28 protein-coding genes are annotated in these 24,598 nt (G+C 61.2%); 11 read left to right on the top strand and 17 right to left on the bottom strand.

All coding sequences use genetic code 11. From position 1 onward, the window contains the following. Positions 1–92: 92 nt before the first annotated feature. Entirely contained in the window at positions 93–491 is a 399-nt protein-coding gene (locus P2T68_RS19885) for a DUF3742 family protein (protein WP_277378148.1), read from the top strand. Here the strand turns inward: P2T68_RS19885 and P2T68_RS19880 are convergent. From P2T68_RS19880 to P2T68_RS19860, 5 genes are all read right to left on the bottom strand, one after another. Next, entirely contained in the window at positions 480–2,021 is a 1,542-nt protein-coding gene (locus P2T68_RS19880) for a conjugal transfer protein TraG N-terminal domain-containing protein (RefSeq protein WP_277378147.1), read from the bottom strand. The two genes, P2T68_RS19885 and P2T68_RS19880, sit on opposite strands and share 12 nt — an antisense overlap. Positions 2,022–2,031: 10 nt before the next feature. Then, positions 2,032–2,340, bottom strand: a complete 309-nt coding sequence (locus P2T68_RS19875; protein ID WP_277378146.1) for a hypothetical protein — start codon at positions 2,338–2,340, stop codon at positions 2,032–2,034. 3 nt (positions 2,341–2,343) lie between these two features. Beyond that, the gene (locus P2T68_RS19870; protein ID WP_277378145.1) at positions 2,344–3,726 is read right to left on the bottom strand and encodes an integrating conjugative element protein; all 1,383 of its coding nucleotides are present in this window, start codon (positions 3,724–3,726) and stop codon (positions 2,344–2,346) included. Beyond that, complete coding sequence (locus tag P2T68_RS19865; protein WP_277378144.1) at positions 3,723–4,679, bottom strand: TIGR03756 family integrating conjugative element protein; 957 nt, start codon at positions 4,677–4,679, stop codon at positions 3,723–3,725. Before P2T68_RS19865 ends, P2T68_RS19870 begins: the two co-directional genes overlap by 4 nt. 105 nt (positions 4,680–4,784) lie before the next feature. Then, a complete protein-coding gene (locus P2T68_RS19860) occupies positions 4,785–5,039 on the bottom strand; it encodes a helix-turn-helix transcriptional regulator (protein ID WP_277378143.1) in 255 nt (84 codons plus the stop codon). A gap of 169 nt (positions 5,040–5,208) precedes the next feature. Between P2T68_RS19860 and P2T68_RS19855 the strand changes: the two genes are divergently transcribed. The 3 genes from P2T68_RS19855 (at position 5,209) to P2T68_RS19845 (ending at position 6,719) form a co-directional block, all read left to right on the top strand. Next, on the top strand, positions 5,209–5,466 hold the full coding sequence (locus tag P2T68_RS19855; RefSeq protein ID WP_277378142.1) for a LasR-specific antiactivator QslA: 258 nt from the start codon (positions 5,209–5,211) through the stop codon (positions 5,464–5,466). A gap of 273 nt (positions 5,467–5,739) precedes the next feature. Then, a complete protein-coding gene (locus P2T68_RS19850; protein WP_277378141.1) occupies positions 5,740–5,988 on the top strand; it encodes a hypothetical protein in 249 nt (82 codons plus the stop codon). Then, entirely contained in the window at positions 5,985–6,719 is a 735-nt protein-coding gene (locus P2T68_RS19845; RefSeq protein ID WP_277378140.1) for a zeta toxin family protein, read from the top strand. Before P2T68_RS19850 ends, P2T68_RS19845 begins: the two co-directional genes overlap by 4 nt. A 35-nt stretch (positions 6,720–6,754) precedes the next feature. Here P2T68_RS19845 and P2T68_RS19840 read toward each other — a convergent pair whose 3' ends face one another. The 12 genes from P2T68_RS19840 to P2T68_RS19785 all read right to left on the bottom strand — a co-directional run bounded on the left by P2T68_RS19840 (position 6,755) and on the right by P2T68_RS19785 (position 18,672). Continuing rightward, positions 6,755–9,508, bottom strand: coding sequence for a conjugative transfer ATPase (locus P2T68_RS19840; protein ID WP_277378139.1), 2,754 nt, complete (start codon positions 9,506–9,508; stop codon positions 6,755–6,757). Next, the gene (locus P2T68_RS19835) at positions 9,508–9,924 is read right to left on the bottom strand and encodes a TIGR03751 family conjugal transfer lipoprotein (protein WP_277378138.1); all 417 of its coding nucleotides are present in this window, start codon (positions 9,922–9,924) and stop codon (positions 9,508–9,510) included. The genes P2T68_RS19840 and P2T68_RS19835 overlap by 1 nt, the downstream gene beginning before the upstream one ends. After that, complete coding sequence (locus P2T68_RS19830; RefSeq protein ID WP_277378137.1) at positions 9,887–11,404, bottom strand: TIGR03752 family integrating conjugative element protein; 1,518 nt, start codon at positions 11,402–11,404, stop codon at positions 9,887–9,889. Before P2T68_RS19830 ends, P2T68_RS19835 begins: the two co-directional genes overlap by 38 nt. After that, on the bottom strand, positions 11,394–12,206 hold the full coding sequence (locus P2T68_RS19825; protein WP_277378136.1) for a TIGR03749 family integrating conjugative element protein: 813 nt from the start codon (positions 12,204–12,206) through the stop codon (positions 11,394–11,396). Before P2T68_RS19825 ends, P2T68_RS19830 begins: the two co-directional genes overlap by 11 nt. Continuing rightward, complete coding sequence (locus P2T68_RS19820; RefSeq protein WP_277378134.1) at positions 12,203–12,844, bottom strand: PFL_4703 family integrating conjugative element protein; 642 nt, start codon at positions 12,842–12,844, stop codon at positions 12,203–12,205. Before P2T68_RS19820 ends, P2T68_RS19825 begins: the two co-directional genes overlap by 4 nt. After that, positions 12,841–13,254 (bottom strand): TIGR03750 family conjugal transfer protein, encoded by a 414-nt coding sequence (locus P2T68_RS19815; protein ID WP_277378133.1) that lies wholly within the window; start codon positions 13,252–13,254, stop codon positions 12,841–12,843. The genes P2T68_RS19820 and P2T68_RS19815 overlap by 4 nt, the downstream gene beginning before the upstream one ends. A gap of 7 nt (positions 13,255–13,261) precedes the next feature. Continuing rightward, on the bottom strand, positions 13,262–13,633 hold the full coding sequence (locus tag P2T68_RS19810) for a TIGR03745 family integrating conjugative element membrane protein (RefSeq protein ID WP_277378131.1): 372 nt from the start codon (positions 13,631–13,633) through the stop codon (positions 13,262–13,264). A gap of 17 nt (positions 13,634–13,650) precedes the next feature. Continuing rightward, positions 13,651–13,890: a TIGR03758 family integrating conjugative element protein gene (locus P2T68_RS19805; protein WP_277378130.1), complete on the bottom strand. Its 240-nt coding sequence runs from the start codon at positions 13,888–13,890 to the stop codon at positions 13,651–13,653. Further along, the gene (locus P2T68_RS19800) at positions 13,887–14,222 is read right to left on the bottom strand and encodes an RAQPRD family integrative conjugative element protein (RefSeq protein WP_277378129.1); all 336 of its coding nucleotides are present in this window, start codon (positions 14,220–14,222) and stop codon (positions 13,887–13,889) included. Before P2T68_RS19800 ends, P2T68_RS19805 begins: the two co-directional genes overlap by 4 nt. Positions 14,223–14,508: 286 nt before the next feature. After that, positions 14,509–15,840, bottom strand: coding sequence for an OprD family porin (locus P2T68_RS19795; protein WP_277378128.1), 1,332 nt, complete (start codon positions 15,838–15,840; stop codon positions 14,509–14,511). A 63-nt stretch (positions 15,841–15,903) separates the two neighbouring features. After that, the gene (locus tag P2T68_RS19790) at positions 15,904–17,454 is read right to left on the bottom strand and encodes an MFS transporter (RefSeq protein ID WP_277378127.1); all 1,551 of its coding nucleotides are present in this window, start codon (positions 17,452–17,454) and stop codon (positions 15,904–15,906) included. Between the two features lie 9 nt (positions 17,455–17,463). Further along, positions 17,464–18,672: an aspartate transaminase gene (locus P2T68_RS19785; protein WP_277378126.1), complete on the bottom strand. Its 1,209-nt coding sequence runs from the start codon at positions 18,670–18,672 to the stop codon at positions 17,464–17,466. A 294-nt stretch (positions 18,673–18,966) separates the two neighbouring features. Between P2T68_RS19785 and nac the strand changes: the two genes are divergently transcribed. The 7 genes from nac to P2T68_RS19750 all read left to right on the top strand — a co-directional run bounded on the left by nac (position 18,967) and on the right by P2T68_RS19750 (position 24,569). Then, a complete protein-coding gene (gene nac, locus P2T68_RS19780) occupies positions 18,967–19,872 on the top strand; it encodes a nitrogen assimilation transcriptional regulator NAC (protein ID WP_277378125.1) in 906 nt (301 codons plus the stop codon). 114 nt (positions 19,873–19,986) lie between these two features. Beyond that, positions 19,987–20,400: an acetyl-CoA carboxylase biotin carboxyl carrier protein subunit gene (locus P2T68_RS19775; protein WP_223013657.1), complete on the top strand. Its 414-nt coding sequence runs from the start codon at positions 19,987–19,989 to the stop codon at positions 20,398–20,400. 33 nt (positions 20,401–20,433) lie between these two features. Then, the gene (accC, locus tag P2T68_RS19770) at positions 20,434–21,786 is read left to right on the top strand and encodes an acetyl-CoA carboxylase biotin carboxylase subunit (protein ID WP_277378124.1); all 1,353 of its coding nucleotides are present in this window, start codon (positions 20,434–20,436) and stop codon (positions 21,784–21,786) included. Continuing rightward, the gene (gene pxpB, locus P2T68_RS19765) at positions 21,783–22,439 is read left to right on the top strand and encodes a 5-oxoprolinase subunit PxpB (RefSeq protein WP_277378123.1); all 657 of its coding nucleotides are present in this window, start codon (positions 21,783–21,785) and stop codon (positions 22,437–22,439) included. Before accC ends, pxpB begins: the two co-directional genes overlap by 4 nt. Beyond that, complete coding sequence (locus tag P2T68_RS19760) at positions 22,436–23,410, top strand: biotin-dependent carboxyltransferase family protein (protein WP_277378122.1); 975 nt, start codon at positions 22,436–22,438, stop codon at positions 23,408–23,410. The genes pxpB and P2T68_RS19760 overlap by 4 nt, the downstream gene beginning before the upstream one ends. Beyond that, positions 23,407–23,799 carry a hypothetical protein gene (locus P2T68_RS19755; protein WP_277378121.1) on the top strand — a complete coding sequence of 131 codons (393 nt, stop codon included), beginning with the start codon at positions 23,407–23,409 and terminating at the stop codon, positions 23,797–23,799. The genes P2T68_RS19760 and P2T68_RS19755 overlap by 4 nt, the downstream gene beginning before the upstream one ends. Next, positions 23,796–24,569 carry a 5-oxoprolinase subunit PxpA gene (locus tag P2T68_RS19750; protein WP_277378120.1) on the top strand — a complete coding sequence of 258 codons (774 nt, stop codon included), beginning with the start codon at positions 23,796–23,798 and terminating at the stop codon, positions 24,567–24,569. Before P2T68_RS19755 ends, P2T68_RS19750 begins: the two co-directional genes overlap by 4 nt. Positions 24,570–24,598 lie beyond the last annotated feature (29 nt).

Here is a 24,598-nt window from a genome sequence, read left to right as displayed (position 1 = left end):
GCAAACTGATAAACGGTCAGGCACGGACCGTTTTCAGTAGTAGGCTGTTACTCCTGTCTCAACCATGAAAACGGACAGAAGAGGGCGAGACCATGCCGACTCAGCAACCTGTTCAAAATTCACGTGCCCACCGCTGGGCGTACGCCTGTGGCATGTCGGTAAAGCGTGGTTATCGCAAATTGAAAGCGTTTGAGTCCCGCCTGGCTGAGCGTGCGGTGACGGCAGGTATGCCCGCAGGTAAATTAATTGTTCGCGGGAGCTTTCTGATTGCCAAACTGGCATTGATCGGAGGATTGCTCTTTGTCAGTGTTTGGCTGGTTACTTTTTTTGTGATGATGCTGGCTGTCATCACTTTGCTATGGTTCAGGGCTTTTGTTGGTTCCGATCATCAAGAGGAAAGTCCAGGGCCAGACTACCTCGGTGCTGATCTCTACATCGGTGACTTCGACGACAATGGGCATTATATAGGCGACAGCAAGTCATCTAATTGAACGCTTAGCAGCACCCAATATTTGATCCGTACCTTTGCTCGCTGAATCACTTGCGGCTTTGCTACCGTTCGCCAACATGCCTTGAATCCCGTTGCCGACTGAATATCCTGCCCAGCTCATGGCCCCTAGAAACAGCATTGGTAGCACGATGAACATCGCCCCCATCACATACTCGATCACCTGTGCCGTGACGGTTCCATCCATGAAGCCGGATGTGGGCAGCGATAACAGCACTTGATTGGAAGCCGAAACCTGGTTGTACAGCGTATCGAGCATGCTGGAGTCGACCCAGCGAGCGAGTTCCCACCAGAAGCTCAGCATGTGTAAGGTGAACAGCGCGAACGTCACGGTCATGACAGTTTTCAACTGGTAGGTACTGACCAACAGAATTAACGGCAAGCTGATGATGACGCCCATGATCAGGAAAGCCTGCACCATCGGCAGGGCGGCGCGTAGTGCATTCATCGCCGGGAAGTTGCTGAAGGAACCGAGGGCCAGCCCGGTGTTGGTGGCCAGGTTATTGATCCCCTGATTGATCGAGCCGCCACGGGCGCTGGAGCCATAGTCCTGGTACACCTGTCCGGGCGACATGGACATCGATTGCTGGCGTGGGCTGACCAGCTCACGCAGGGTGGCATCCTCGATCTCGTTGCTCGAACGGCCAGTCAACCAACCTTTTAGCTGAGTCAGCAGCGAGGGATCGACCTGCTGGATCAAGCGCTCGCGCAAGCCAACACCGCGATCACTCCACCACTGCTTGCAGGTGGGGTAGCCTGCGCCATTCTCTAACCGCGGCAAGGAAACATCACGGCTTTCGTCATACGGCCAGCTAACTCGTGGAGTACGTGAGCGATCCCTATCGTAGTAGCCGGGCGTGTCGAGAAGATAGCTTGAGCCGATCCAGGACGCGTCGTGACTTTGTGCCTTGTCCAGCTGCGGACGGTTGGTGAACAGCCGGGAACGAGAATAGCCATAGCAGTCGCGGGTGAAGTCGGCGACTTCCTGCAGCAGTACCTGGCTGTCGATGCGCGAACTGTCGATCTCCATGCGCATCTGCCGGATATCCGGTGCGCACGGAATGGAGGCGGTGGCCGCGGCGGTGACGCCTTTGCTCAGGGCATGCACCAGAAACCACCAGATCGGTACGTTGGCGGAGCGTTCGCCGATCGTATTGAAGGTCGTCCCCCAGGCGGTTTCCGCTGGCTTGGCCACACTCACGCCGCAGCGCTGACTCGCCGCATCATCGAACGCCATTGACGAGAGGTTCAACGGAAAGACCGGCGCGCAGCCGAACAACACGACGATGTAGGCCAGCCACAACCGGTTCTCGATCCGCGGCACCGAGAGCAGTCCCTTGTTGCCTTCATCCGCGCCTTGCTGACGGGCCGACAACCATTCTTGCAAAATGATTGCGCCAAAGGGCGCGGCGAATAGCCCGGTGTCGGACAGGACGCTCCAGAGGCCGTTGTTAATGATCCAGGCCAGCAGGGAGAGGTAAAACTCCAGGTAGCTGTTGGTGCTCATGAGCATGGTGGTGACCTCACAGTCGGGTGAGTTCGACGCAGGTAAAGAGCACGAGCCCTAATGCTCCGATGCGTTTCACGCGCAGTCGATCCTGTGGTCGATGTCGGTGGCGCCGAAGCAGATGCCACCAGAACGCAAAGAGGGCGGCGTAGAGCAGGGCGCGCCACCCCCGCAGATAAGGTCGTGCGGATTCGAATGCCTGCTGCCAGACCTCGAAACTACCCAGCGCAGTGCGGCCGATCCAGGCGACCAGTGCGGCGGTCAGGATCATCACCGCGGCAATCCCCAGACTTGAAAGCAAAGTGAACAGCGGTGAGCGTTTCATGGCTCACTTGCGCCTGGCGTCAGCATCATTGAGTCGACCGGGCTCTGGGTCGCCTTGCTCGACGGTGCGCGAAGCATCGGCACCACCTGCATGCCGGTCGAGCACCAGGCTGGCGGTGTTGGTGGCCAGCATTTGCCGGACCTGCAGTTCGGTCTGCAGCAGGCGTATTTCGCGCTCCAGAGCGTCGATGTTTTTCGTCAAGGCGGTTTGGGCCGGCTCGGCGGAGGCAATGTTCGGTTCGTGACTGCCCGCCAGCAGGGTGCGCAGTAGCAGCAGCGCTTTGTCGAGTACACTGGACAAGGCCGTCTCACTGGCCAGGCGCCGCGCCAACAGATCCTGATCGGGATCGTCGCGCAGGGCTTCAATCACACCACGGGTCACCGGCAGCATCGGGCTGGAGGCTTTAGCCAGATTGTCAGGGGTAGGCGGCAGAGAGCCAGACAGCAACCCTTGCAGGGCCTTGAGGCGTTCGGTGTAGGCCTCCTGGATCAGCGGCGTCAATCCGCTACCAGCGGTCGCACGGAGGGTTTCGCAGGTGTCGCAGGTCGAGACTTCGCTCTCGCCCAATACGCGAACGGCCCATTCGGACTCTTCCTGGGGCGAGGTCCAAGTCTGGCAAATAGCCCCACCCAGGCAGTCGTTGCTACTGATCGAGGCGCTGTCATCCACCGTACGGTTATGCAGCAGGTTGTAGCCTGCTAGCACTACGTCGGAGGTCACCCGGATGGGCGTCTGCGCGCTACCTCCAGCCATCTGCCCGCCGACCCAGGACACCCCATTGTTGCCGTTATGGGTATCGGTGTTTTTCACCGCGGCCACCGCATCACCGCCGGTTTGCTCCAGATTGCCCTGCATTTCTTGGTTCTTGGCCAGCGCGCCCCAACCGGCTTGACCGACCTTGTCCGCCATCTTTTCGGCCATGGCCTGGCAGGTCAGCTTGGAGCGGTCGAAGTCGATACGCCCCTGCATCACCCCGTTACTGAGCAACTCATAGAGGCCGGGGTTGGCGCGCTGGATGATCAACGCCGGCAGCGACATCACCGCTTGGGTCGCGTTCTGCACAATGCTGCCCATGATCTGCTGGAAACCTTCGGTGACGCCGTTAAGCTGGTTTTGCAGGGTATTGGTGAGACTCATGTTTCCGCACATCATGTTCGCTCGCCATGACCCGCCGACGCCGAGTCCACTGGGTCGGTAAAGCGAACTCGGTGAGCCGACTGCCGAGCCGCCACCAATGGTGTACATCACTCGGTCGTCGAGTACTTCGCCTTGAGTACCCAGGCGGTAATCGCCCTCGGCGGCGTGGGCATGAGTGGCCATGGCGAGCAGTCCGCAGAGCAACAGACTCATCACGCCCAACCATGATCGCGCGCAAAGCCGACTCATGAAGCACCGCCTTCGAAGTCGACGCTGAACAGGAAGGTCTGCCCCTCACGTTTGCAGCAGCTATACGGACGCCACAACGACCAGGTGTAGCCGCCATCTGCGCTCTGTACCGGATCGCTGGGGAAGATGGCGCACGTGGGCTGCATCTGGGGGTAGAGCAATTGCCATTTGTGGGTCGAAGCGTCGTTTTCAACGATCGGGCCAGGCGGCCAGTAGCCGTCGCGTTTGGCGGGCGTGAGTGGTAAGTACACATGCGGCTGCCAGTTGCGGGTAATCACATCGCCGGCCCGTTGCGCCATGACTGCAGCCGCCTTGAAATCGTCGGGCTGTACCAGAAAGCCCTGCCGGGGATAAACGTTGCCCCACATGTTTCCCGAGGCCTGACTACCGATTTCACGGATCCCCGGCATGCGCGACTCGGGGTAGAAACTTTCCGGTATGCCATGGCGCCAGGCCAGTGAGTCCAGGGTGCTCAGGTAGTAGGGCATGAACGCAGTTGCACCGCTTGCGCAGGCATAGCCGGATTGAGACGCCAGTTGCGTTGCGGCCCAGCCACCAGGGTGGCCGATGCCATCAACGTTCTTGAAGCGGGGCAGGTTGTCGCGGCGGGTGTTCGGCGTGATCAGGTTGCCGCCACCCTCCGCGCCACTGATGGGAGAGGAGAGGGCAGCCATCTCGGTCCAGGGGTTGCCGCCGGTGGTGGCGTAGCTCGAGACCACGAGTTCAGGAATGAAATGACGAACCTTGGTCGAGGTTTTGACTGTGCAGCCGAAGGGCGTGCAGAGGAGCCAGAAACAAATGCCGACGACCCTGTATTCGAGACAGTTTGGCGAAAGCACGGAAGAGGTGATGCTGGCGGTGTCCAGCGCCATGCTTGGGCCACACGCCAGCAGGATGCTTAGCGCCAAGGGCCGTAGCTTTGTGGACGGGATTGACGAGCAGGCAACAGGCATGATCCAGGCTCTCGGTGTATGGCCTGGGCAGGTTCGGTTAGGGACTGAAGACTGTCAGTGGAAATTATGAAGGTGGATCTATCGGGTTTGTGAGACGTGAGACTATTATTTGACGTGAAGGGCGCTGCGCAGGCTATCGGGTTCCACAAGTAACTGATCTGCGGTAATTTCGAAAATATTGGCGAGCTTGCACAGGACTAACAGCGACGGATTGCCCGTGCATCGTTCGATTTGACTGACGTAGGTGCGATCCACCTCGGCCATGAGCGCCAGTTGCTCTTGGGTCAGGTTTTTCACGCGTCTCATCAAGCGGATGTTTTCCGACAGATGCAGACGAAGCTGTTCGTAGTCTTGAGTCATGCGCGCAAATTGCGCCTTGAGGGACTCTCAATCCACGGGATATAGTCTACATTGGCATTGATCTAGGTCATTTGATGTTCATGCCTGTTATCGAGCGTTCATTTGGTTTCGTTAAAATTTCGAGGCTGGGTCCAGCGTCTAACAATAAAATTAGAAATCTAAGGTGTGTATGGACGAAAACTACATTTCAATCCCGGCTGCAGATGGTTGCTCAAGCATTCTGACGCCGTGGGGCCGTGAATTTGCACCGACGATTGAGCGTGGCGTGCAATGCGCTCAGGCTTGGCTTGATACGCCCGGGGAGATTCCACTGTGGTGGGAGCTGGCGCAAACACGCAAGACCTTTCCTGTCGGTGACTGCCAAGATGCTTTTGAAGCCGGATTCCTGTTGAGGATTCAGCAGCGGCTTCGGAGCGTGTCACAGTAACCCTGTTGCTCATAGGCGATTGCATCGTCTTGACCGTTCGTCAGCGGGGGCTACCCTTCCCTTATTTGGGAGCTGCGCCAAAGGTGGTACTTGCCTCAAATGGCGCCGGTCACGCATCAAGCGTGAAAATCTCTTGAAAGGTATGGTTCCAGACGCCATTCCTCTAGAATGGGGGCTGACAGAAGTAGCTTTCGCCCTGTTATAAACAGGTTTACGTAGCTAAGATTCTGATTAAGTGCAGATTTTGCACGCTCTGAGAACGTGGAGCGCGATATGAAAGCCAACCGAGTGTTGAGTGACGATCTGGTGAGCCGACTGGAGGATAAGATCCCGGTCATGGCTGAAGGCGCCATCAATACCGCATATATCAACGCGCTGGCTGCCGGCCGCAGTGTGATGGAAGTCATGAACGGCATGCTTGTTGAAACGACTGCCGACGGTAAGCACAAGGTCATTCGGGTGGCTAAGCCCAAGCACAAAGTGACCCTGGGTGGCATCATCAAGGTGCGCCGCTGCTCATGACGGTCCCTCGGTTGAGGGTCTTTGCTGGACCCAACGGCTCCGGCAAGAGCACGATGAAAGGTGCCATCCCTTCCCACCTGATCGGTATCTACATTAACCCGGATGAAATCGAGAAGGCTGTCAAAGAGAACGGTCGTCTGGAATTCAGTGATTTTCAACTGGACGCTGAGGGTGATGAGGTCCTCCGTTTCCTCAGGGAGCATCGGCTGGTCAAGTCCGCCCAGCTCGATGAAGAGTCGGCCAAAATAGGCTTTAGCAGCAACGGTCTGAATTTCCAGACGGTCGCGATGAACTCCTATTTTGCCTCCGTGCTCTCTGACTTCATCCGGCACAAGCTCCTCGAAGCCCAGCTGTCTTTCACCTTCGAAACGGTGATGTCCAGCGAGGACAAAATCGCTTTTATGCTCAAGGCAAGAGAGTCGGGATACCGAACCTACCTCTACTTCGTGGCAACTGAAGACCCTGATATCAATATCAACAGGGTCAGGAACCGTGTCGCGGCAGGTGGGCACCCAGTTCCAACAGAGAAAATTGTCCAACGCTATGGCCGTTGCTTGAGTCTGTTGCCTGCCGCTATTGCAGCTTCGAACCGGGCCTACATCTTTGATAACTCCGGTGCCGACCTGGTGCTACTTGCCGAAGTTACGGATGGGACTGACCTTGAATTCAAGGTTGAAGAAGTCCCTGACTGGTTCATGGATGCCTACGTTGAAAAAGTGTTCAACGGCTAGCTGCTGGATTGGCCAACACCGGGGACCACTCCCCCTTATATCGGCTCTATTCCTCGCGTTCTATCGATCCGCTCTGCTATCTGGTAGGCCGCTTCCAACTCCGAGCAGCCGTTGTTCTGCATGAGTGTCCAGCGCTCGGCTTTTTCCTCGGGCTCCGTCATGGCCAGGGCAAGATGAAGACTGGGCGGCACGGCTCGAAACAGCGTCTCGAGCTTCTTCGATAGCACGACCCCCTCAGTGTATTTACCTGGTTCCTTGCTGGCGGAGAGCAGCAAGGCTTTCTGCGCCGGCGTGAGCTTCTTGAATCGTGCGATTTCCTCAATCTCCGCCGGCGGTATGTTCAAACAAATCCACCATTCGATCATGTTGAGCATGGTCTGCGCAGCAGTGGGAAAGTCGGCAAGGTTTTGCGTCGCCAGCCAGAACCAAGCGCCGAGCTTGCGCCACATCTTCGTGCCCTTGACCACGAACGGTGCTAACAGCGGGTTCTTGGTGATGATATGACCTTCGTCGGTGACCATGATGATCGGCCGCCCCAGATACTGGTCGCGCTCGGCCAGGTTGTTCACAGTGTTCATCAGGCTGATGTAGCTGATGGACATCTGTGCCTCGTAGCCTTCGCGAGCGTAGGTGGCCAGATCGACAATGGTCACATCGCTCTCGGGCCAAGGCGTCCCCTCGCGATCGAACAGTTCACCCTCGAAACCCTGGCAAAATAGGTCGATGGACTCGCCCATTTCTTGGGCACGCTCGCGACGTTTCTCCGGCAAGTGCGGGTCAGCGGCGACGCGCAGTAACGCGTCGCGCACGTCGCGGGTCAGCACCTGCCGGCCCGCGGCGACGCAGGTCTGCCCTGCATCGAGAATGCACTCGCGGATCAAGCTGCGATCGGCTCGACTCAGGCGCACCTCTTCCTTGGCCTCGCCGCCGGTGATCATCAGTCGAGCGGTAATTTCCAATTCGCCAAGAACATCGCGTTGGTCTTCGCGACTTGCTACCGCCTCATCGTCCAGCTCATCGATCGACAGACTCGCGACCTGGTCCGGCTGCTCGACCAGGCGCCAAGCATCAGCAAAGGGGGCGAGACTGACCGAGGCGCCAGGTTTCAATTGGACCTTGTTGACCGACAGGCCTTGTGTCGCGAAGTAGTCGCCCTGCAACCCGAATGAGTTGCCGGCCTCGACGATAAATAGGCGAGGGCGGTACACGGCCATGACCTGCATCAGTAAGGTGACCAGGGTCGCCGATTTGCCGGCGCCGGTGGGGCCAAACAACAGCAGATGACCATTCATGGCCCGGTCCAGGCGTGACAACGGATCAAAACTCAACGGCGAGCCGCCACGGTTAAACAGGGTGATGCCCGGGTGGCCGGTGCCCGTGCTGCGACCCCAGACCGGAACCAGATTCGCCAGGTGCTGGGCAAACATCAGGCGGGTGTACCAGTTGTGCGTGTCGCGGGCCGGGTTGTAAACCATCGGCAACCACCGCAGGTAGCTATTGCAGGCCGCGACCTCGTCGCCTTCGCGCACCGGCTGCAGACCCGCACCCAACAGTGCGTTAGCCAGGCTGACCGAGCGCTGGTGCAACTGCTGTTCATCACGACTGCGAACATAGAACGCCAGCGCTCCCCGGTACAGCTTGTGCTGACGACCGATGATCGCGCGGGCTTCTTCAACATCCTGACGGGTCTGGGTCGAGGCCAGATTTTCACCGATGGCTTTGCGCGCCAGTCGGTTTAACTGGTCCTCGAGCACATCCTGCGGTTTGACCACCAGGGTCAGGCTCATCACCGTACCTTCAGGCAACTGGTCGAAAAACGCGTTCACTGCATCGCCCTTACGGGTTTCTCCGGTGAGTTGACCAATCAAGGGCGCTCGGCGCAGCTTGTCCACTACCATGACTCGGTGGGGCTGATCGTCAAAAAACCAGAGTCCATGCTGCACATCCGAACGCGGTTCGTTGAAGAACAGCCGCTCGGTAAAGTCATGATCGAAGGGCAGATCCAGCGACTCACCGTCGCCCGACTCCGGATAGGCCACGCGTTGGTAGAACTCCTCGGGTGCTTCATTGGTGAGTTTGGGTGCCGGATTGAACCAGGGCACTAACCAGGCATACAAACCTCGGCCATCGACTCGCGTCGATTGCACCCCGCACGCTTGCAATGAAGCCGTGACCCGTTCGCAAGCCTGTTGCAGGGAGTGCACCGGGGTGAGTCCCGTCTCCTCTCCGTCAGACTCAAGCCAGCGATAGACCACCAGGCGCACCCGGCGGTTGTTTCCGCGCCAGGGCAGGCGCGTGACGGCCTTGTCCTCGAACAGACCGCCGGGCTTGGCGATGGCTTTCAGATGTCGGCGAGTAAGTTCCAGGTACGCCTCGGTGAAGACCGTGCCTCGCGCGCGGTCCTGAACATAATCGATGAGCCGGGTCAGGTAGGGGGTGAAGTCGTTGTCGTCCTGGCAGAAAAACTGCGTCACCCAAGGCGCTTGATCCAGCTCGTCAAAGCTGTCCTGCAGGGCATCCTCAAGGGCATCGCGGGCCGCCATCAACCAATCGGGTTCGCGCCCTTCAGTGCCGATGGGCAGCAACTCGAACACCGCACCCACCGAGCGATTGTCATCCAGAAGAAAACACTGCTCGGTGTCGAGGTATTCGACCCAAGGCAGGTGATCGGTGAAGCTGGGGTTGTGCGCATAGAGTGCGGCTTCATCGGCCAAGGTCGCGCGAGGGCGCAATGGGTTGCGCCAGGCTTTCCACGTGGCAGTGCGGTTGCCCGAATCGCCGGTACGCACTACAAGTCTTCCTGACGTTCACCAGGCAATGCGTACTGCACCCGTTGGTAGAACGGAAAGACAGTCGAGTACCCCGGAACTGGTGCCTGCTCGGTACCACTTAAATGCGGATACACGTATAGCACCAGATCGGGATTGGGCAGGCGAGGGAACAGATTGTGGATCTCGTTCGTCGCCGTGCGAGTGTACGGTTCTTGGAGAGAGGCGGAGAAATCTGCCTGTGCCAGCGGACGGCGTAGCTGCTGCCGAGCATCCAGCAGTTGCTGCTGAGTGCCTTGCGAACCGGCACCGTTCCAGATGTCCAGCATGGTTTGCTCGCCATGGGGCAAAAGCGTGTCCTTGTCGGTGGAACACCCCGTCAGGACCCAGCAGAGCAAGCTAATCCAGGTCAGATAGGGAGGCATGGTCTTTTTCATGGCGAACGCTCCGGCCTTTGGGCTCGTAGTCGATGGTGATCTCATGGTCGAGGTGCAGGGCGACTTGTGCGGCCGGTGGCACGTACACGGCAGCAAAGGCCTCGCCATACAGTTTGTTGACCCACTCGCGGACGTCGCTGACCCCACCACTGAGAATTGAATTCAGTGCGCTGTTGCCACTGCTGCTGGTGACCCCGAGGGTACTGCCGCCCGAATTGATCACGCTGCTGTTATTCTTTTCATCCCCGAGCAAGGCAGCGACACCGGCGCCAGCCGCGGTGATCAGGCTCTGGCTGCCGAGGTACTGTTGGGCGTTCGAGCGGCGCTCGCCGGCGATGCAAGGAATGCCATACGGATCGGATAGGTAACCGAGTCCGCCACGGATCTTGTCGGTGTTCGAACTCTGGGTGGTGGAGGCAGTGCGGCTGGCTACCGCCTTCGGCTGAGGTACCGTGCGGATGGTGCCATCGGTAAACACAAAGGTGATCGACTCGACCTGTCCGCGTACGCAAGACAGCGTCCAGTCACCGGAGGCTGTGCCGGACATCACGGCACCCGCGACGTCCGGCAGGTCGATGCCGTTGGCAGTCAGGTTCTCGGGGCCAACCAGCACTTTGAAGGGATAGGGATCATTCACGGTGCCGTCCACGGGGACTCGGCCGATCAGCGCGGTCATGGCGACCGAGCCCATCAATGTCGCGTTTTCGGGAATGGTGTAGACCGGCTTTGCGCCTTCGGTACGATCAACGGATCGCGTCGGGTCACGCTCGCCCTGGGTGACTGCACGTAGCTGTTTCTGGCTGCGATCAATCGCGTTATCGTTCAAACCTTCCAGTGAGTTGAAGGCGGTAGGCAGACTTATTGCGGAGGAGGTCTTGGTTTTGCCTCTGGCGTCGGTGGACGGCGCATCCGAGGGTTCAATCCACTGCAGCGAATCATTGGCAGAGTGTTGCCCTTCGAACTGAGCACCGTCGCCGGGCTCAAGCCCCAATCCGATTGGCATATCCTTGCCTTTGCCGGTCAGCCCCGACAACTGATCCTGCAATTGTGTCAGCAGACCGCGAGCCTGACGACTGTCTTGTTCCGCTTTGAGTCGGGCCTCGTTGGCTTGTCGGCGGCCTTCGTCGACCTGCTGGGTCACGCTGCCAAGCGCCGTCTGGATACGCGAGTCGACGCTGTTTTCCCGCTCGCGCAGGCGGTTGTTCTCCGTCTGCAGCGAATCGTTGTGTTTCTTCAAACCGAGCATGTCGCTGCGCATGGCTTTCACCTGTCCGACCAGGGTGGCGACCGTGTCGCGTGGGGTATCGCCAGCAATACCTAAGGATTTGGCTTGCTCGGCGGATAACTGAATACTGCTCTGATCAACTGAGCTCGCTGGAGGGGGCGTGCTGCCACCCGCGATCCAGCTTTTCAGGATGATCAGCACCACGGCTAGCAGCGCAGCCGGCACCAGCCATTTGAGCAAGGCGTTAGCTTTCATCGTCAGCACCTCGTGCAACGGGCGGGAGCAGCACGGCTTGTTCGAGGCCGGCTCCGCGGGTGACGAGGTAGGCAATCGTGGTGTCTTCAGCGCTGCCGACAGGCCCGAGGAAAGCATGCTGGAAGGTCGCGGCGAACAGCTTGGCCTGAAGCCGACGCGGATCGAGTTGCACCGTCTCTGGACCACGATTGCGCAACTTCACCGCCGTCACCCAGTAATCACCGAGTCGCCATCCGGCGACGGGTGTGCTGGACACGTTTTCGGTGGGCAGCAGGGTCGGCAGTTCGATGCGCCGCTTGAGCGGGACGCGGCGTACGCCGGGCAGGGACTCTACGGTGCGCAGCGGAGCGTACAGGCTCTGTGCGGCGTAGCGCGTCAACGCGACCGGGATCGGCGTACGTTCTGGGACAGGGACGGTGCTCGATTCCGTCTCGGTAGCCTGCACCTGGGCATTCTTGAGAATACGCACGGGCTCCAGCGGTCGATCACCAGGCGTGGCCGCGATGTCCAGGAGGATGATCTCGCCCGTCGTGACCGATTGCAGTTGCAGTCGGGTCGGTGCAATGGCTTCCGACGCGCGCAGGTACAGCGTGCCGCCGGTTGATTGCACGCGCAGCTTGCCTGTCAGCGTTGAGGGCACGCCGACGCGAACAGCCTCATCGACAAAGATCACCCGTTCTTGATTGATCACCAATGGGACTGCAAGGGGGAGGCGTTCCCAGTACATCAACTCGACGGCCTGCGCTGCAGCTCCCCATAACATCAGTACGACGGTGAGTCTCAGGGTAGACATCCGCTTCATGGTTCACCTCCAGGCAGGGAGATTTTTTGCGGAGTGCCCTGATAACAATCCAGTGCCAGCCCCCACTTATTACGCTCGGGATCCAGGTCAAAACGCACCACGCGTAGTGGATAACGCACCACCACCCGTTTCACCGGTTCGGCGGCGTAATACTCATCGGCGTTGAGGTCGAGCTTGACCAGCCAGCTGTCGCGATCGAGTTGCTTGACCCTGAGTTCCGGATCTTCGCTGTAGCCTCGGCCCAGAATTTCGTAGACGCCACGTACCCGCTGGCGCAGCTCGCCGGCGGCCTTGCGGTACTCGTAGTCGCCATCGAGGAAGGCCTTGCAGGCGGGGGTCAGGTAGGACTGCAAGCCATAGATGGCGCGGCGATAGTCCTGCTCGCCATCTGAGGGCCAGCGGTTGAGCTGACCAAAGATGTACAGGGCAAAGGCATACACATTCTCTGAGGGGATATCCCACCACTTGCGGGTGCTGCCCGAGCGCAGATCCGGGGGAACATGCACGGTCAGGTCGGTCGGTGCCGAGCGCCAGCCATACCAGAGCCCGGCACAGACCAGGGCCAGAATCACTACCGCCAGACGCAGGCTGAAGATGTGGGCCTGTTGGGCATCCACCTTGTTCCGAAAACGACTCATGGTTGCCACCGGGACAGGGCAGGGCGCAGTCGACGCGAACGGCGAACCGTCCAGGCGCCGGAATGGAGAATCAAATTTCCGCGCCCGAGGCGCCAACGGCTGGCGAGTATCCATTCGAGCTTGCGGTACAACCAGGTCTCGGGGCGAGCCCGTTTGGCCCGACGCAGTAGTGTGCCACCGGCAAATAACACCACCGCCATGCTGGCGATCATGCTGGTCGGTGCCACGGCAATGGAGGCGGTGGCGATCGCCAGAGGAACGCCCAGCAGCAGGCCAATAACGGCACCGGTGCCGAGCGCTACCCACATCTCATCATTGGTCAAACCACGCAATACGGCGGGATCACGATTGAGTCGCTCCGGCAGAAAGACCAAGGTGCCGTCGGCAAGGCGTTCGATCATATCGTTCATGTCGACCTCACAGAATTGCGGCGGCCTTGGTCAGGAACCAGATGATGATCACCACCAGCAGGGCACCGATACCGACGACGGCGCCGAGGTCTTTCCAGGTCTTGCGTTGGTTCTGCACGTCGGCATACACGGTCAGGGAATGCCACGCCACACCCAAGAAAGCGAGCAGGGCGATCAGCAAGCCGAGCAGGATGCCGCCGTCGTAGGCGTAGTTTTTGATCGTCTCGATCAACCCGGAACCTTCACCACGTGAAGGTGCCTCCATGGTGGGAAGTTCGGCGAAAGCTAGGCTTGGACCGAGCACCAACAGCAGACCGATCAAGCGCTGGCTCGCACGATCACGCAGGTTGTTTTTAAGGGGAACAAGATACTTGACCATGACGGTGATCTCCGGTGTTAGGACAGGGTGAAGAACATCAGGACCAACAATGCGAGCAGCACGCGCGCGGCGCTGCCGCCAAACGCGCCGAAGCGCACACTGCCTATCGCCCATCCCCGGTAAGCCGTCCACATCACCCAGACACACCAGAGCAAAGCCAGGACCAGAACCAGGGATAGCCAGAGCGTCGAACTGCTCTGTGCCGAAAAGCCGGAGGCGTTTTGGAACGCTGCGATCTGAGCGTCAGTCATGCTCATGGCGACGGCTCCACGGGCAGTGCGTCGAGGCGGTAATCGCTGACCAATTCAGTAGCATCGCGGGGTTGAGCGCGAGAGGGGGACATGTAGCCCTGTACTCCGTTACGGATGCGCTGAATGTCCTCAGTCAGACGGGGATAGTCGAAGCGATAGCGTTCGTTTGGTTCGAAGGTACGGGCTGGCTCCGCTCGCGTCGCGAGGCGTTCGATAGTGTCGAGTTGTTGTTGGATTAGGCTGAGCTGTTCCTGCTCATGAGCAGAAGCGGCATAGCCACTGCTATGTACCAGTACTAGCGGGATCAGGAATAGGTAGCAATGAGCGATAGTCTGCATGATGCTGCACCATAGTCATATGGCACCAGAATCAAGTGAAATTCGGGGCAGATCAGTAAGAAAAACGAAATATGTGGAATCGTTTTTCTTGTTGGGTACACAGGGAAGCTGAGGCGGAGCAGGTCGAATCTGGATTTCAAGGATCTGGGGGACTCCAATCGTACCAGGCGGTTTTGAAGCACTTAGCTATGGAGTGGTAACGACGTTCGAATCTACGTGAGCGTTTGCGGGAGGATAGAACAATACAAAATTGCTGAAACCCGACATTACGTCGGGTCTCAGTGCCTTATAGGATATTCAGCGGGTAACTCACGATGACCCGATGCTCATCGCTGTCACGCTGGGTGGTCACTTCGGTGCGCAATGAGGCATGGCGCAAGGCGATGCTCAGGTTCTTCAGCGGGCCTTGCTGGAACACATAGCTCACCGTCAGGTTGCGTTCCCACTCGCTCTTGTCACCCGTTGGCGTGCGGATGTTCGAGCCGCTTTCGTACATGCCCATAAAGCTCAGGCCTGGCACGCCGACCGTGGCGAAGTCATAGCCGTAACGCACCTGCCAGGTGGTTTCCCCGGCGCGCTGGAATTTGCCGATCATCGACTCGGTCATGAAGTAGGCCGTGGAACCGTCACCCTGGTTCAGCCACACCGCATCGCTGTCGCCGCTGACCTGTTGCAGGCCGGCGGCAATCGTGTGGCCGTTGACCATGTAGGTGAACAGGGCGCTGCTCAGACGGCTGTCGACCTTGCCCTTGGTCACGCCATCGCCGTAGTAGCCGAAGGTGTAGAACGCCGGGTCGTTGCCGTTGGCGCCGTCGGAGCGGTTGTCAAAGTGGCGCAGGTCGGTGCGCAGGGTGCCCGGGCCGATCTGCCAGTCGTACTTGAGGCCCAGGAAGTTCTGCTTGTAGAAGTCCTGCAGGTTGCCGTAGTAGTACTGCAACGTCAGGTCTTTGGTGGGTTTGTAGTCGACGCCACCGTAGTAGAACTTGTTGACGAACTCACCGGTGACCGCGTTGTTGGCGCCCGGGATCGACATGCCCATCTGGTTGCTCGAACCACGGCCTTTCACGTGTTCCAACTGGCCGAGGGTGAAGGTGAAATGGTCCAGGTCCTTGGACTGTACCTGCCCGCCGTTGAAGGTCTGTTGCAGCATGCGGTCGGTGGACATCACCACCGGCAGCATCGGCACCAGGGTCCCGTATTTCAGCTCGGTCTGGGCAAAGCGCGCCTTGGCGGTCAGGCCGAGGCTGCCGAACTCGTCCACCGCGCGGCCATCGTTGTCGGTGGGGAACACGTTGCCATTGAACGCAGTGTGTTGCGGGTTGTAGTGACGGCCTTTGCCAGAGTCCAGGCGCACGCCGAACATGCCGATAGCGTCGATGCCGAAGCCCACCGTGCCTTGGGTGAAACCCGACTCGAAGTTGGCGATAAACCCCTGGCCCCATTCCTGGGTGTAGTTGGGGTCGGCGGCACCGCTGCGGTTGTCGGCGTTACTGAAGAAGTTGCGGGCCAGCACATTGAGCTTGCTGTCTTCCACCAGGCCGGCGGCGTAGCCCTGTTGGGCGATCAGCAGGCCACAAAGGCCGGCGAGTACTGTCGGTGCGCGATTGAAAAGCTCCATCGGTGTCATCCCCATCTGTGTTTGGTTTTTTTGAGGGCAGTCAAAAGCGGCAGTGAAGGTTTTCTATTTGTTTTCAGGAGCAGGTTTTTCAGGAGCAACGGTGGCCGGCACGACATGCAGTCGCACCGGCGGCAAGCGGTACAGGATGAACAGCGCCAGCACGCCGATCCCGGCGCACAGCAACAGGCCGACGCCCACGGACTGCGCCAGGGCATCCCGGGCCAGGTTCAGCCAGGGCGAGGCGTCGAGGTTGGCATGCAACAGCGTTTGCGGGTCGGCATACACGGCAATGCCCTCGGCGTGATTTGCCGCGAGAAACACCCGCTGCACGTTGGCGCTGTACAGCAGGTTGACCAGCACCCCCATGCCTGCTGTGCCGAGCAGCCCACCGACCAGGCGCAGGGACTGGGTGAGCGCCGTGGCAATCCCCAAGAACTGCCGTTCGGCCAGGGTCTGGGTGAAGACCGTGAGGTTGAGCAGGATAAATCCCAGCCCCAGGCCGGCCAGCAGGATCAAACCGAGCAACAGGTTGAACGCGGCCCCGCGCCCGACCACCGCCAGGCCCAGGCACGCCAGCAGCAGTGCGACAAAGCCCGCCAGCGGCAAATGGTTGGGGTTGCGCAAACGGGTCACGATGCGGCTGTTGACGATGGCCCCCAAGGTGATGCTCAACGCCAGCGGCGTGATCAACAGGCCGGCGTCCTGGGGCGAGTAGCCGTAGGCGCCTTGCAGCAACAGCGGCAGGTAGAACAGCAGCGAAAACATGATCGCGCCGGCCGCCACCGACAGTACGAACAACAATCGCAGGCTCGGCAAACTGAACAGCGCCGCCGGCAACAGCGCATGCGGGTAACGCCGCTCCCAATGCCACAGCGCGATGATTGCGGCCATGCAGCCCAGGCCCAGGGCGGCGCTCAACGCCAGGCTCGAATGCCCCAGCCACTCCACAAATAGCTGCAGGCTGCCCAGGGCCAGTGCGATCAATAGCGCGCCGGGCCAGTCCAGGCGAATGCCGCTGCGCTGCTGCGGGCGGTACCAGGGCAGAAAGCGCCAGGCGATCAACAGCGCCAGGCACCCCAGGGGCAGGTTGAGGTAGAACACCGAGCGCCAGCCAAAGGCGCCGGTCAGGTAACCCCCCAGGCCCGGGCCGATGGCATTGACCACGCTGAACAGCGCACTCAAGAGCATTTGCCAGCGCAGGCGTTGACGGGTATCGGGAAACAGTTCGGGAATGCAGGCGAACGCGGTGCCGATCAACATGCCGCAGCCCACGCCTTGCAAGGCACGGCCGATCACCAGCACCCGCATGTCATTGGCCACGGCGCAGGCCAGCGAGGCCAGGGTGAAAATCAACGTGGCGGCGAGCACGAACGGCTTGCGCCCGTAGTAATCCCCCAGCCGTCCGAAAATCGGAATGGTGACGATGGACGCCAACAGGTAGCCGGTGGCAACCCACGCGTAGAGTTCAAAGCCATTGAGCTCGGCGACGATGCTCGGCAAGGCGTTGCCGATCACCGTCTGGTCGAGTGCCGAGAGCATCAGCACCAGGGAGATGCCGAGCATGGCCAACAAGGCCTGCTGGAAACTCAGGGGCGGGTGGGCGGCCACGGTCATGGTCGGCCCTCAGCGCAACGCGGCGACGGCGGCTTTGATGCGCGCACAGCCTTGGTCGAGGGTGGTGATCGCGGTAGCGATCGACATGCGGAAAAACGGCGCCAGGCCATACGCCGTGCCCGCCACAACTGCCACGCCCTGGCTTTCCAGCAGGTACATCACGACGTCGCTGTCGGTGTGCAGCACCTTGCCCTCGGGCGTGGTTTTACCCAGCAGGCCAGCGCAATTCACATACAGGTAGAACGCACCATCGGGCTTGCGGCAACTGAGACCGGGAATGGCATTGAGCAGCTCCAGGCAGCGGTCGCGGCGTTGCTGGTAGACCCGCACGCTTTGCTGGACGAAGCTCTGGTCGCCGTTGAGCGCTTCCACCGCCGCCGCCTGGCTGATCGAGCAGGCGTTGCTGGTGGACTGCGATTGCAGGGTGGCCATGGCGCCGATCAGGTCGGTGGGGCCTGCGGCGTAACCGATGCGCCAGCCGGTCATGGCGTAGGTCTTGGACACGCCGTTGACCACCAGGCTGCGCTCGCTCAAGGCCGGCTCGATGGCGAGGATATGCGGGTTGTCCAGGCCGTCGAAACGGATGTGCTCGTAGATGTCATCGGTCATCAGCAGCACATGCGGATAGTCCAGCAGTACATCGGCCAGGGCGCGCAATTCGCTGTAGCTGTAGCTGGCGCCGGTGGGGTTGCTGGGGGAATTGAGCAGCAGCCAGCGGGTACGCGGGGTGATCGCCGCGCGCAGCTGGCCTGGGGTCAGCTTGAAGCCGTTGTGTTCAGGGCAGGCGAGGGGCACGGGCTCGCCTTCGCAGGCCAGCACCATGTCCGGGTACGACACCCAGTACGGCGCCGGGATCAGCACCTCATCGCCGGCGCCGAGGGTGGCGGCGAAGGCGTTGAAGATCGCGCTCTTGGCGCCGCTGGTCACCAGCACTTGCTGGGCGGTGTAGATCAGGGCGTTTTCCCGTGCCAGCTTGTCGACGATGGCCTGGCGCAGCTCCGGAGTACCGGCGTTCTGGGTGTAGCGGGTTTCACCGCGCTCAATGGCGGCACTGGCGGCTTGGCGAATATTGGGTGGCGTATCGAAGTCCGGCTCGCCCACCACCAGGTTGATGATGGACTGGCCCTGGCGACGCAGCTCGTTGGCGCGGTCGGACGCGGCGCTGCTGGGCGATGGTTTGATGCGTTGCACACGGGCGGCGATGCGGGAGGCAGTCACGGGCGTTCCTCGTTGATGGTGTTGACGGGGGTCACAGTACGAGGGGTGGGGGAGGGCGCCATAAGATGAGTTTGTTCTGGTTTGATAGGAAGTGCTTATGGCTGGCGCTGCGCTGTTGTGGTGCATCCAGTCCTGGCTGCTCCGAGCGGGTGCTTTGGGTCGGGGATCGGGGACAGCCATAGCAAAGCCTTATGGCTGATAGTCGGGCTGGCCTACCTTTTGCAGAACATCACCGCGCCCTCCCACATTTAAAGTGTTAAAGCCGCAATCTCCCCTCACACGAGCACCGCCGACTTGAACCTGCGCCGCCTGAAGTACTTCGTGAAACTGGTCGACATCGGCAGCATGACCCAGGCTGCCGATGTGCTGCATGTGGCGCAACCGGCGTTGAGCCAACAACTGGCAACCCTGGAAGCCGAGCTGCAACAGCAGCTGTTGATTCGCACCAAGCGTGGCGTCACGCCGACCGAGGCGGGCAAGGTGTTGTATGCCCATGCGCAGATTATTTTGCGCCAGTGTGAACAGGCGCAGAGCGATATCAATGCCACCGGCCAGGCGTTGTCCGGGCAGGTTTCGGTGGGGCTGGCGCCGGGTACTGCGGCGTCGGCGTTGTCATTGCCGCTGCTGCGCACCGTGCGTGAGCGCCACCCAGGCATCCTGCTGTACCTCAATGAAAACTTCGGTACCACCTTGAGCGAGCTGATCATGAACGGCCGCATGGACATGGCCGTGCTGTATGGCGGGCGCGAGGTGCATGGCCTGAGTTTTGTCTCGTTGTTGCGCGAGCCGCTGTACCTGGTGAGTGCCGACCCGGCGATTGCCACACGCGAAGAAGTGCCCCTGGCCGAACTGGCCGACATGGACATGCTGCTGCCGCGCCCCTACAACGTGATGCGTCGGTTGATGGATGAATCCTTTCTGCGCATCGGCCTGAGTGCGCGGGTGGTGGCCGAAATTGAATCCTCGACCACGCTGACCGCCGCCGTGGCCGACCATTTCGGCTCGACCATCCTGCCGGAGTCGTCGGCGCGGGTGATGGTGGCGGCTACTTCGGTGCACATGTGCCGCATCGTCGAACCCGAGGTGGAGGCGCCGCTGGCGCTGTGCCTGTCGGGGCATTTGCCGTTGTCGGTGCCGGCCCAGGCGGTCAAGGCGATCCTGCTGGAGCTGGTGGCGAAGATGCGTGGCAGCCTGATTTGAGCGGTCATAAGGTCGGCTTATCACCCCAAAGCCAAAGCGTCTTGGCTGCTTTTCGAGGGGTTCGGTAGATTGGGCCCATCCACTCAAGACACGCTCGACAGGCAGGGGCCATACATGGATTCAGCACGTATCAAGGGGTTGATGGATTTGCTGGCCGAATCCGATCTGCTGGAACTGAGCCTGACCGAAGGCGACAGCACGCTGCGGCTGTTCAAGCAGGCAGGTCAGGTGATCACCAGCGTCGCGCCGGCCGTGACCGCAGCGCCAACACCCGCAACCCCCGTGGCCAGCTCCGCCGTGGAGATCAAGGCCAGCCTCTATGGCGTCCTGCACCTGACGCCCGCCGTCGGTGAAGCGCCGTTCGTCACCGTGGGCCAAGCGATCGAAGCCGGCCAGACCGTGGCGGTGATCGAGGCGATGAAGATGTTCCATCCGGTCAAGGCCAAGGTTGCCGGCAAGTTGGTTGAGATTCTTGCCCAGGCCGGCGTCGAAGTCGAAGCGGGCCAGGCCCTGTTCCGGCTCGGTTGACCCCCACGCGTATTCGTTATTCAGGTGAATTCAATGTTCGACAAAGTGCTGATCGCCAACCGTGGCGAAATCGCCCTGCGCATTCAGCGTGCCTGCCATGGCCTGGGCATCAAGACTGTGGCGGTGCACTCCGAAGCGGACCGTCATGCGCAGTATGTGCAAAACGCCGATGAGTCGCTGTGCATCGGCCCGGCCGCACCGGGCCTGAGCTACTTGAACCAGACGGCGCTGCTGTTTGCCGCCAAGGTCCGTGGTGCCCAGGCGATCCACCCCGGTTATGGGTTCCTGTCGGAAAACGCTGGGTTTGCCGAGCGCATCGAAGCGGCCGGGTTGACCTTTATTGGGCCGAGCGCCGCATGCATTCGCACCATGGGCGATAAGGTGGCAGCCAAGCGCGCCATGCGTGAAGCCGGTGTGCCGTGCGTGCCGGGGCCGGATTCGAGCATGCCGAGCGATGACGCGAGCATCCTCGCCATTGCCGCCGAAATCGGCTACCCGGTGATCGTCAAGGCGGCCGGTGGTGGCGGTGGTCGCGGCATGCGCGTGGTGCAGGCAGAGGCCGAGTTGTTGGCCGCCATCGGTCTCACTCGCGAAGAAGCGCGGTTGGCGTTCGGCAACCCTGAACTGTATATCGAGAAATTCCTCGGCCACCCCCGGCACGTGGAAATCCAGGTGCTGTGTGATGCCCATGGCCATGCGATCTGGCTCGGCTGCCGCGACTGTTCCCTGCAACGCCGCCACCAGAAAGTCCTGGAAGAGGCGCCGGCGCCGGGCATCGATGCCGCGCTGATCGCCACGGTCGGCAAACGCTGCGCCGAGGCCTGCCGCCGCATCGGCTATCGCGGCGTGGGCACTTTCGAGTTTCTGTATGAGGACGGCGAGTTCTTCTTCATCGAGATGAACACGCGCCTGCAAGTGGAGCATCCGGTCACCGAGATGACCACCGGCATCGACATCGTCCAGCAGCAACTGCGCATGGCCCGCGGTGAAGTGCTCAGCGTGCGCCAGGAGGACGTTCAACTGAACGGCCACTCCCTGGAGTGCCGCATCAACGCCGAGGACCCGCTGACCTTTATGCCGACCCCCGGCCTGATCCAGCGTTGGGAAGTGCCCGGCGGCTTTGGTGTGCGGGTCGATTCCCATGTCACCACCGGCTACCGCGTGCCGCCGTACTACGACTCGATGGTGGCCAAGGTCATCACCCACGGCGCCACGCGTGAAGAAGCCATGGCACGCATGCGCCTGGCGCTGAGCGAGATGATTGTGGACGGCATCAGCACCAACATTTCGTTGCACCGCGAGATTCTGGATGACCCGGCGTTCTGCGCCGGCGGCGTCGATATTCATCACCTGGAGCGCTGGTTGCAGCAAAGGAGTCCGACATGAACACCGCCCCTGTCATCAGCCTGCTGGGCTCCAGCGCCTTGCTCTTCGAGGCGCCGGGCGAATTGGACCTGGCCCTGCAGCAGCGTATCTGGCGCCTGGCCCTGCAAGCCGGGGAGTGGCCCGAGATCCACGAAGCCGTGCCCGGCATGAACAACCTGATGCTCACCTTCCTCACGCCGCCCCGTGAACTGAACGGCCTATGCCAGCGCCTGCTGGAGGCCTGGGAACAGAGCCAGCCGCTGCCCCTGGAGGGGCGCATCGTCGAATTGTCGGTGGTGTACGGCGGCGAGTTCGGCCCGCACATGGCGGACGTGATTGCCCACACCGGACTGGATATCGAGACCATCGCCAACCTGCACTGCGAACCGCTGTACCCGGTGTACGCCCTGGGCAGCCACCCAGGTTATTGCTACCTCGGTGGCATGGACCCGCGCCTGGCCACGCCACGGCGCCAGGTGCCAGTGCTGAATATCGGGGCGGGCTCGGTGTCCATCGGCGGGGTGCAGACCGGGGTGTCCGCCTCGGCCGGCCCCAGCGGCTGGAACACCATCGGCCGCACTGAAATGGCGTTTTTCGACCCCACCCAAACCCCGCCCGCGATCTTGCGGCCGGGTGATTTCCTGCGCTTGCGCATCGAGAGGATCATTCGATGATCGAGATTTTATCGGCCACCGCCCTGGCCACCGTGCAGGACTTCGGCCGCTTCGGCAGCCTGGGTTACGGCGTGGGCACATCGGGCGCCATGGACCACCTGGCCCTGGCCCTGGGCAACCTGTTGCTGGGCAATCCCGAAGAGGCCGCCGCGATTGAAATACCGCTGTTCCCGTTCGAGGTACGGTTGCTGCAGGACTGTGCCTTTGCGGTGACCGGTGCCGCTTGCGATGCCACCCTGGACGGCCAGCCCTTGCCACCGAACTGGGTGTGTCAGGGCCGCGAAGGCCAGGTCTTGAGCCTGGGCTATCCGACGTCTGGCAGCCGTGCTTATCTGTGTTTGGCGGGCGGGGTGGATGTGCCGTCGGTGCTGGGTTCACGCAGCACTCAATTGCGCGGCGAGTTCGGCGGCCTCGACGGCCGCGCCCTGCAACAGGGTGATCGGCTGGGGGCACTGCGCCCCGGTATCAGCCCGTTGTCGCTGGATGTTGGGGTGTTGGCGCCAAGCCTGGCGCTGCCGTTGCAGGTTGATGGGGTGCCTGCCATGCGCGTGTTGCCCGCCGCCGAATACGAGCGCTTCCAGGAGGCTTCCCGCGCAGCGTTCTGGGCCGGTGAATGGAAGATCACCACCCAGAGCAATCGCTACGGCTACCGGATGGAAGGCCAGCCGCTGCTGCCCATCGCCCCGATGGAAATTCGCTCCCACGGCATCGTGCCGGGGGTGATCCAGGTACCCCACGGCGGCCAGCCCATCATCCAGATGCGTGACGCCCAGCCCAGCGGCGGCTACCCCAAGTTCGGCAGTGTGATCGAGGCCGACCTTTGGCGCCTGGGCCAGGCGCCCATCGGCGGCAAGGTGCGCTTTATCGAGTGCAGCTACCTGGAGGCCGTCGAGGCCCTGGAAACCAATCGCGCGTATCTGCGTGAAGTCAGCCGCCTGCTGGAACTGCACCGTGAAGGAGTGAAAGCATGACCCTTGAGGAAATTCGCCAATTGGCGCTGTGGCTCAAGGAGCACCACCTGGCCGGTGCCGAAATGAGCCGCCCCGGTGTGCACTTGACGCTCAAGCGCGGTGCCTCGGCCGTCACTGTTGCGGCGCCTGCCGTTGCCGTGGTTGAAGACCAGGTGCTGCGCGCTACCGGCCTGGGGCGCTTGCTGCTGACCCATCCCCAACTGGATCAACCGTTCGTGGCGGTGGGCGATCAGCTCAGCGCCGGGCAACTGGTCGCGCTGCTGCAAGTGGGTGAGTTGCTGTTGCCCTTGCGCGCGCCCCGCGCCGCACGGGTCGTCGATGTGCGCGTGCCGTGCGGCACCACCGTCGGCTACGGCGAAGCCTTCCTTGGTGTGGAGTACCCCGCATGAAGATTGATTTGAACTCCGACCTGGGCGAAGGCTTCGGCCCGTGGCGCATGGGCGAGGATGAAGCGCTGATGCGCCTGATTTCATCGGCCAATGTCGCCTGCGGTTTCCATGCCGGCGACCCGCTGATCATGGACAACACGGTGCGCCTGGCCAAGGCTGGTGGCATCGACCTGGGGGCACATGTGGGCTTCCCGGACCTGATGGGCTTTGGCCGTCGGCAGATGAACATCGAGATCAAGGAGCTCGCCACCCATGTGATCTACCAGCTCGGCGCGCTCGCCGGGATCGCGGCGGTCAACGGCCATCGCATGACCCACATGAGCTTCCACGGCGCCCTGGGCAATATGGCCGCCGCCGATGCGGCGTTGGCCGAGCCGTTGGTGCGGGCGGTGGCGGCGTTTGACCCGACGCTGATCATCAGCTCCTCCAGCAGCCGCGCTATCGAGTGCGCTGCCGAGAAGTGCGGCCTGCGCGTCGCCACCACATTTCTCGCCGACCGTGCCTATGACGATGATTGCCTGCTGGTGCCGCGCAAGGTCGACGGTTCGGTGATCAAGGAGCCGGCAGTGGTGCTGCGCCGGGTGCGGCAGTTGCTGGAGGAGGGCACCGTGACCGCCCTCAGCGGCAAGGTGCTGCGGGTGCCGGCCCATTCGATCCTGCTGCATGGCGACACCCCCGGCGCGGTCGAACTGGCGCGCACCATTCGCGCCGAAATCGAGCAACTGGGCGGCCGGATCACGCCGATTTCCCAGCTGCTGGCCGCGTCATAAGCAGGCCTTATCGCCACACAATCATTGCG

Origin of the sequence: Pseudomonas sp. G11, from assembly GCF_029457515.1 — a bacterium.
Taxonomy (GTDB): Bacteria; Pseudomonadota; Gammaproteobacteria; order Pseudomonadales; family Pseudomonadaceae; genus Aquipseudomonas; species Aquipseudomonas gorinensis.
The sequence above is the reverse complement of the archived record's forward strand: the minus strand, read 5'-3'. Positions and strand labels throughout refer to the sequence as shown.

Coding starts and splice junctions, on each gene's coding strand:
- P2T68_RS19820 (WP_277378134.1), bottom strand. CDS start 12,844: ATGAGTCGTTTTCGGAACAAGGTGGATGCCCAACAGGCCCACATCTTC.
- P2T68_RS19825 (WP_277378136.1), bottom strand. CDS start 12,206: ATGAAGCGGATGTCTACCCTGAGACTCACCGTCGTACTGATGTTATGG.
- P2T68_RS19760 (WP_277378122.1), top strand. CDS start 22,436: ATGATCGAGATTTTATCGGCCACCGCCCTGGCCACCGTGCAGGACTTC.
- P2T68_RS19750 (WP_277378120.1), top strand. CDS start 23,796: ATGAAGATTGATTTGAACTCCGACCTGGGCGAAGGCTTCGGCCCGTGG.
- P2T68_RS19870 (WP_277378145.1), bottom strand. CDS start 3,726: ATGAGTCGGCTTTGCGCGCGATCATGGTTGGGCGTGATGAGTCTGTTG.
- accC (WP_277378124.1), top strand. CDS start 20,434: ATGTTCGACAAAGTGCTGATCGCCAACCGTGGCGAAATCGCCCTGCGC.
- P2T68_RS19880 (WP_277378147.1), bottom strand. CDS start 2,021: ATGCTCATGAGCACCAACAGCTACCTGGAGTTTTACCTCTCCCTGCTG.
- P2T68_RS19845 (WP_277378140.1), top strand. CDS start 5,985: ATGACGGTCCCTCGGTTGAGGGTCTTTGCTGGACCCAACGGCTCCGGC.
- P2T68_RS19885 (WP_277378148.1), top strand. CDS start 93: ATGCCGACTCAGCAACCTGTTCAAAATTCACGTGCCCACCGCTGGGCG.
- pxpB (WP_277378123.1), top strand. CDS start 21,783: ATGAACACCGCCCCTGTCATCAGCCTGCTGGGCTCCAGCGCCTTGCTC.
- P2T68_RS19810 (WP_277378131.1), bottom strand. CDS start 13,633: ATGGTCAAGTATCTTGTTCCCCTTAAAAACAACCTGCGTGATCGTGCG.
- P2T68_RS19805 (WP_277378130.1), bottom strand. CDS start 13,890: ATGAGCATGACTGACGCTCAGATCGCAGCGTTCCAAAACGCCTCCGGC.
- P2T68_RS19835 (WP_277378138.1), bottom strand. CDS start 9,924: ATGAAAAAGACCATGCCTCCCTATCTGACCTGGATTAGCTTGCTCTGC.
- P2T68_RS19755 (WP_277378121.1), top strand. CDS start 23,407: ATGACCCTTGAGGAAATTCGCCAATTGGCGCTGTGGCTCAAGGAGCAC.
- P2T68_RS19830 (WP_277378137.1), bottom strand. CDS start 11,404: ATGAAAGCTAACGCCTTGCTCAAATGGCTGGTGCCGGCTGCGCTGCTA.
- P2T68_RS19800 (WP_277378129.1), bottom strand. CDS start 14,222: ATGCAGACTATCGCTCATTGCTACCTATTCCTGATCCCGCTAGTACTG.
- P2T68_RS19775 (WP_223013657.1), top strand. CDS start 19,987: ATGGATTCAGCACGTATCAAGGGGTTGATGGATTTGCTGGCCGAATCC.
- P2T68_RS19860 (WP_277378143.1), bottom strand. CDS start 5,039: ATGACTCAAGACTACGAACAGCTTCGTCTGCATCTGTCGGAAAACATC.
- P2T68_RS19850 (WP_277378141.1), top strand. CDS start 5,740: ATGAAAGCCAACCGAGTGTTGAGTGACGATCTGGTGAGCCGACTGGAG.
- P2T68_RS19855 (WP_277378142.1), top strand. CDS start 5,209: ATGGACGAAAACTACATTTCAATCCCGGCTGCAGATGGTTGCTCAAGC.
- P2T68_RS19865 (WP_277378144.1), bottom strand. CDS start 4,679: ATGCCTGTTGCCTGCTCGTCAATCCCGTCCACAAAGCTACGGCCCTTG.
- P2T68_RS19815 (WP_277378133.1), bottom strand. CDS start 13,254: ATGAACGATATGATCGAACGCCTTGCCGACGGCACCTTGGTCTTTCTG.
- P2T68_RS19790 (WP_277378127.1), bottom strand. CDS start 17,454: ATGACCGTGGCCGCCCACCCGCCCCTGAGTTTCCAGCAGGCCTTGTTG.
- P2T68_RS19875 (WP_277378146.1), bottom strand. CDS start 2,340: ATGAAACGCTCACCGCTGTTCACTTTGCTTTCAAGTCTGGGGATTGCC.
- P2T68_RS19795 (WP_277378128.1), bottom strand. CDS start 15,840: ATGGAGCTTTTCAATCGCGCACCGACAGTACTCGCCGGCCTTTGTGGC.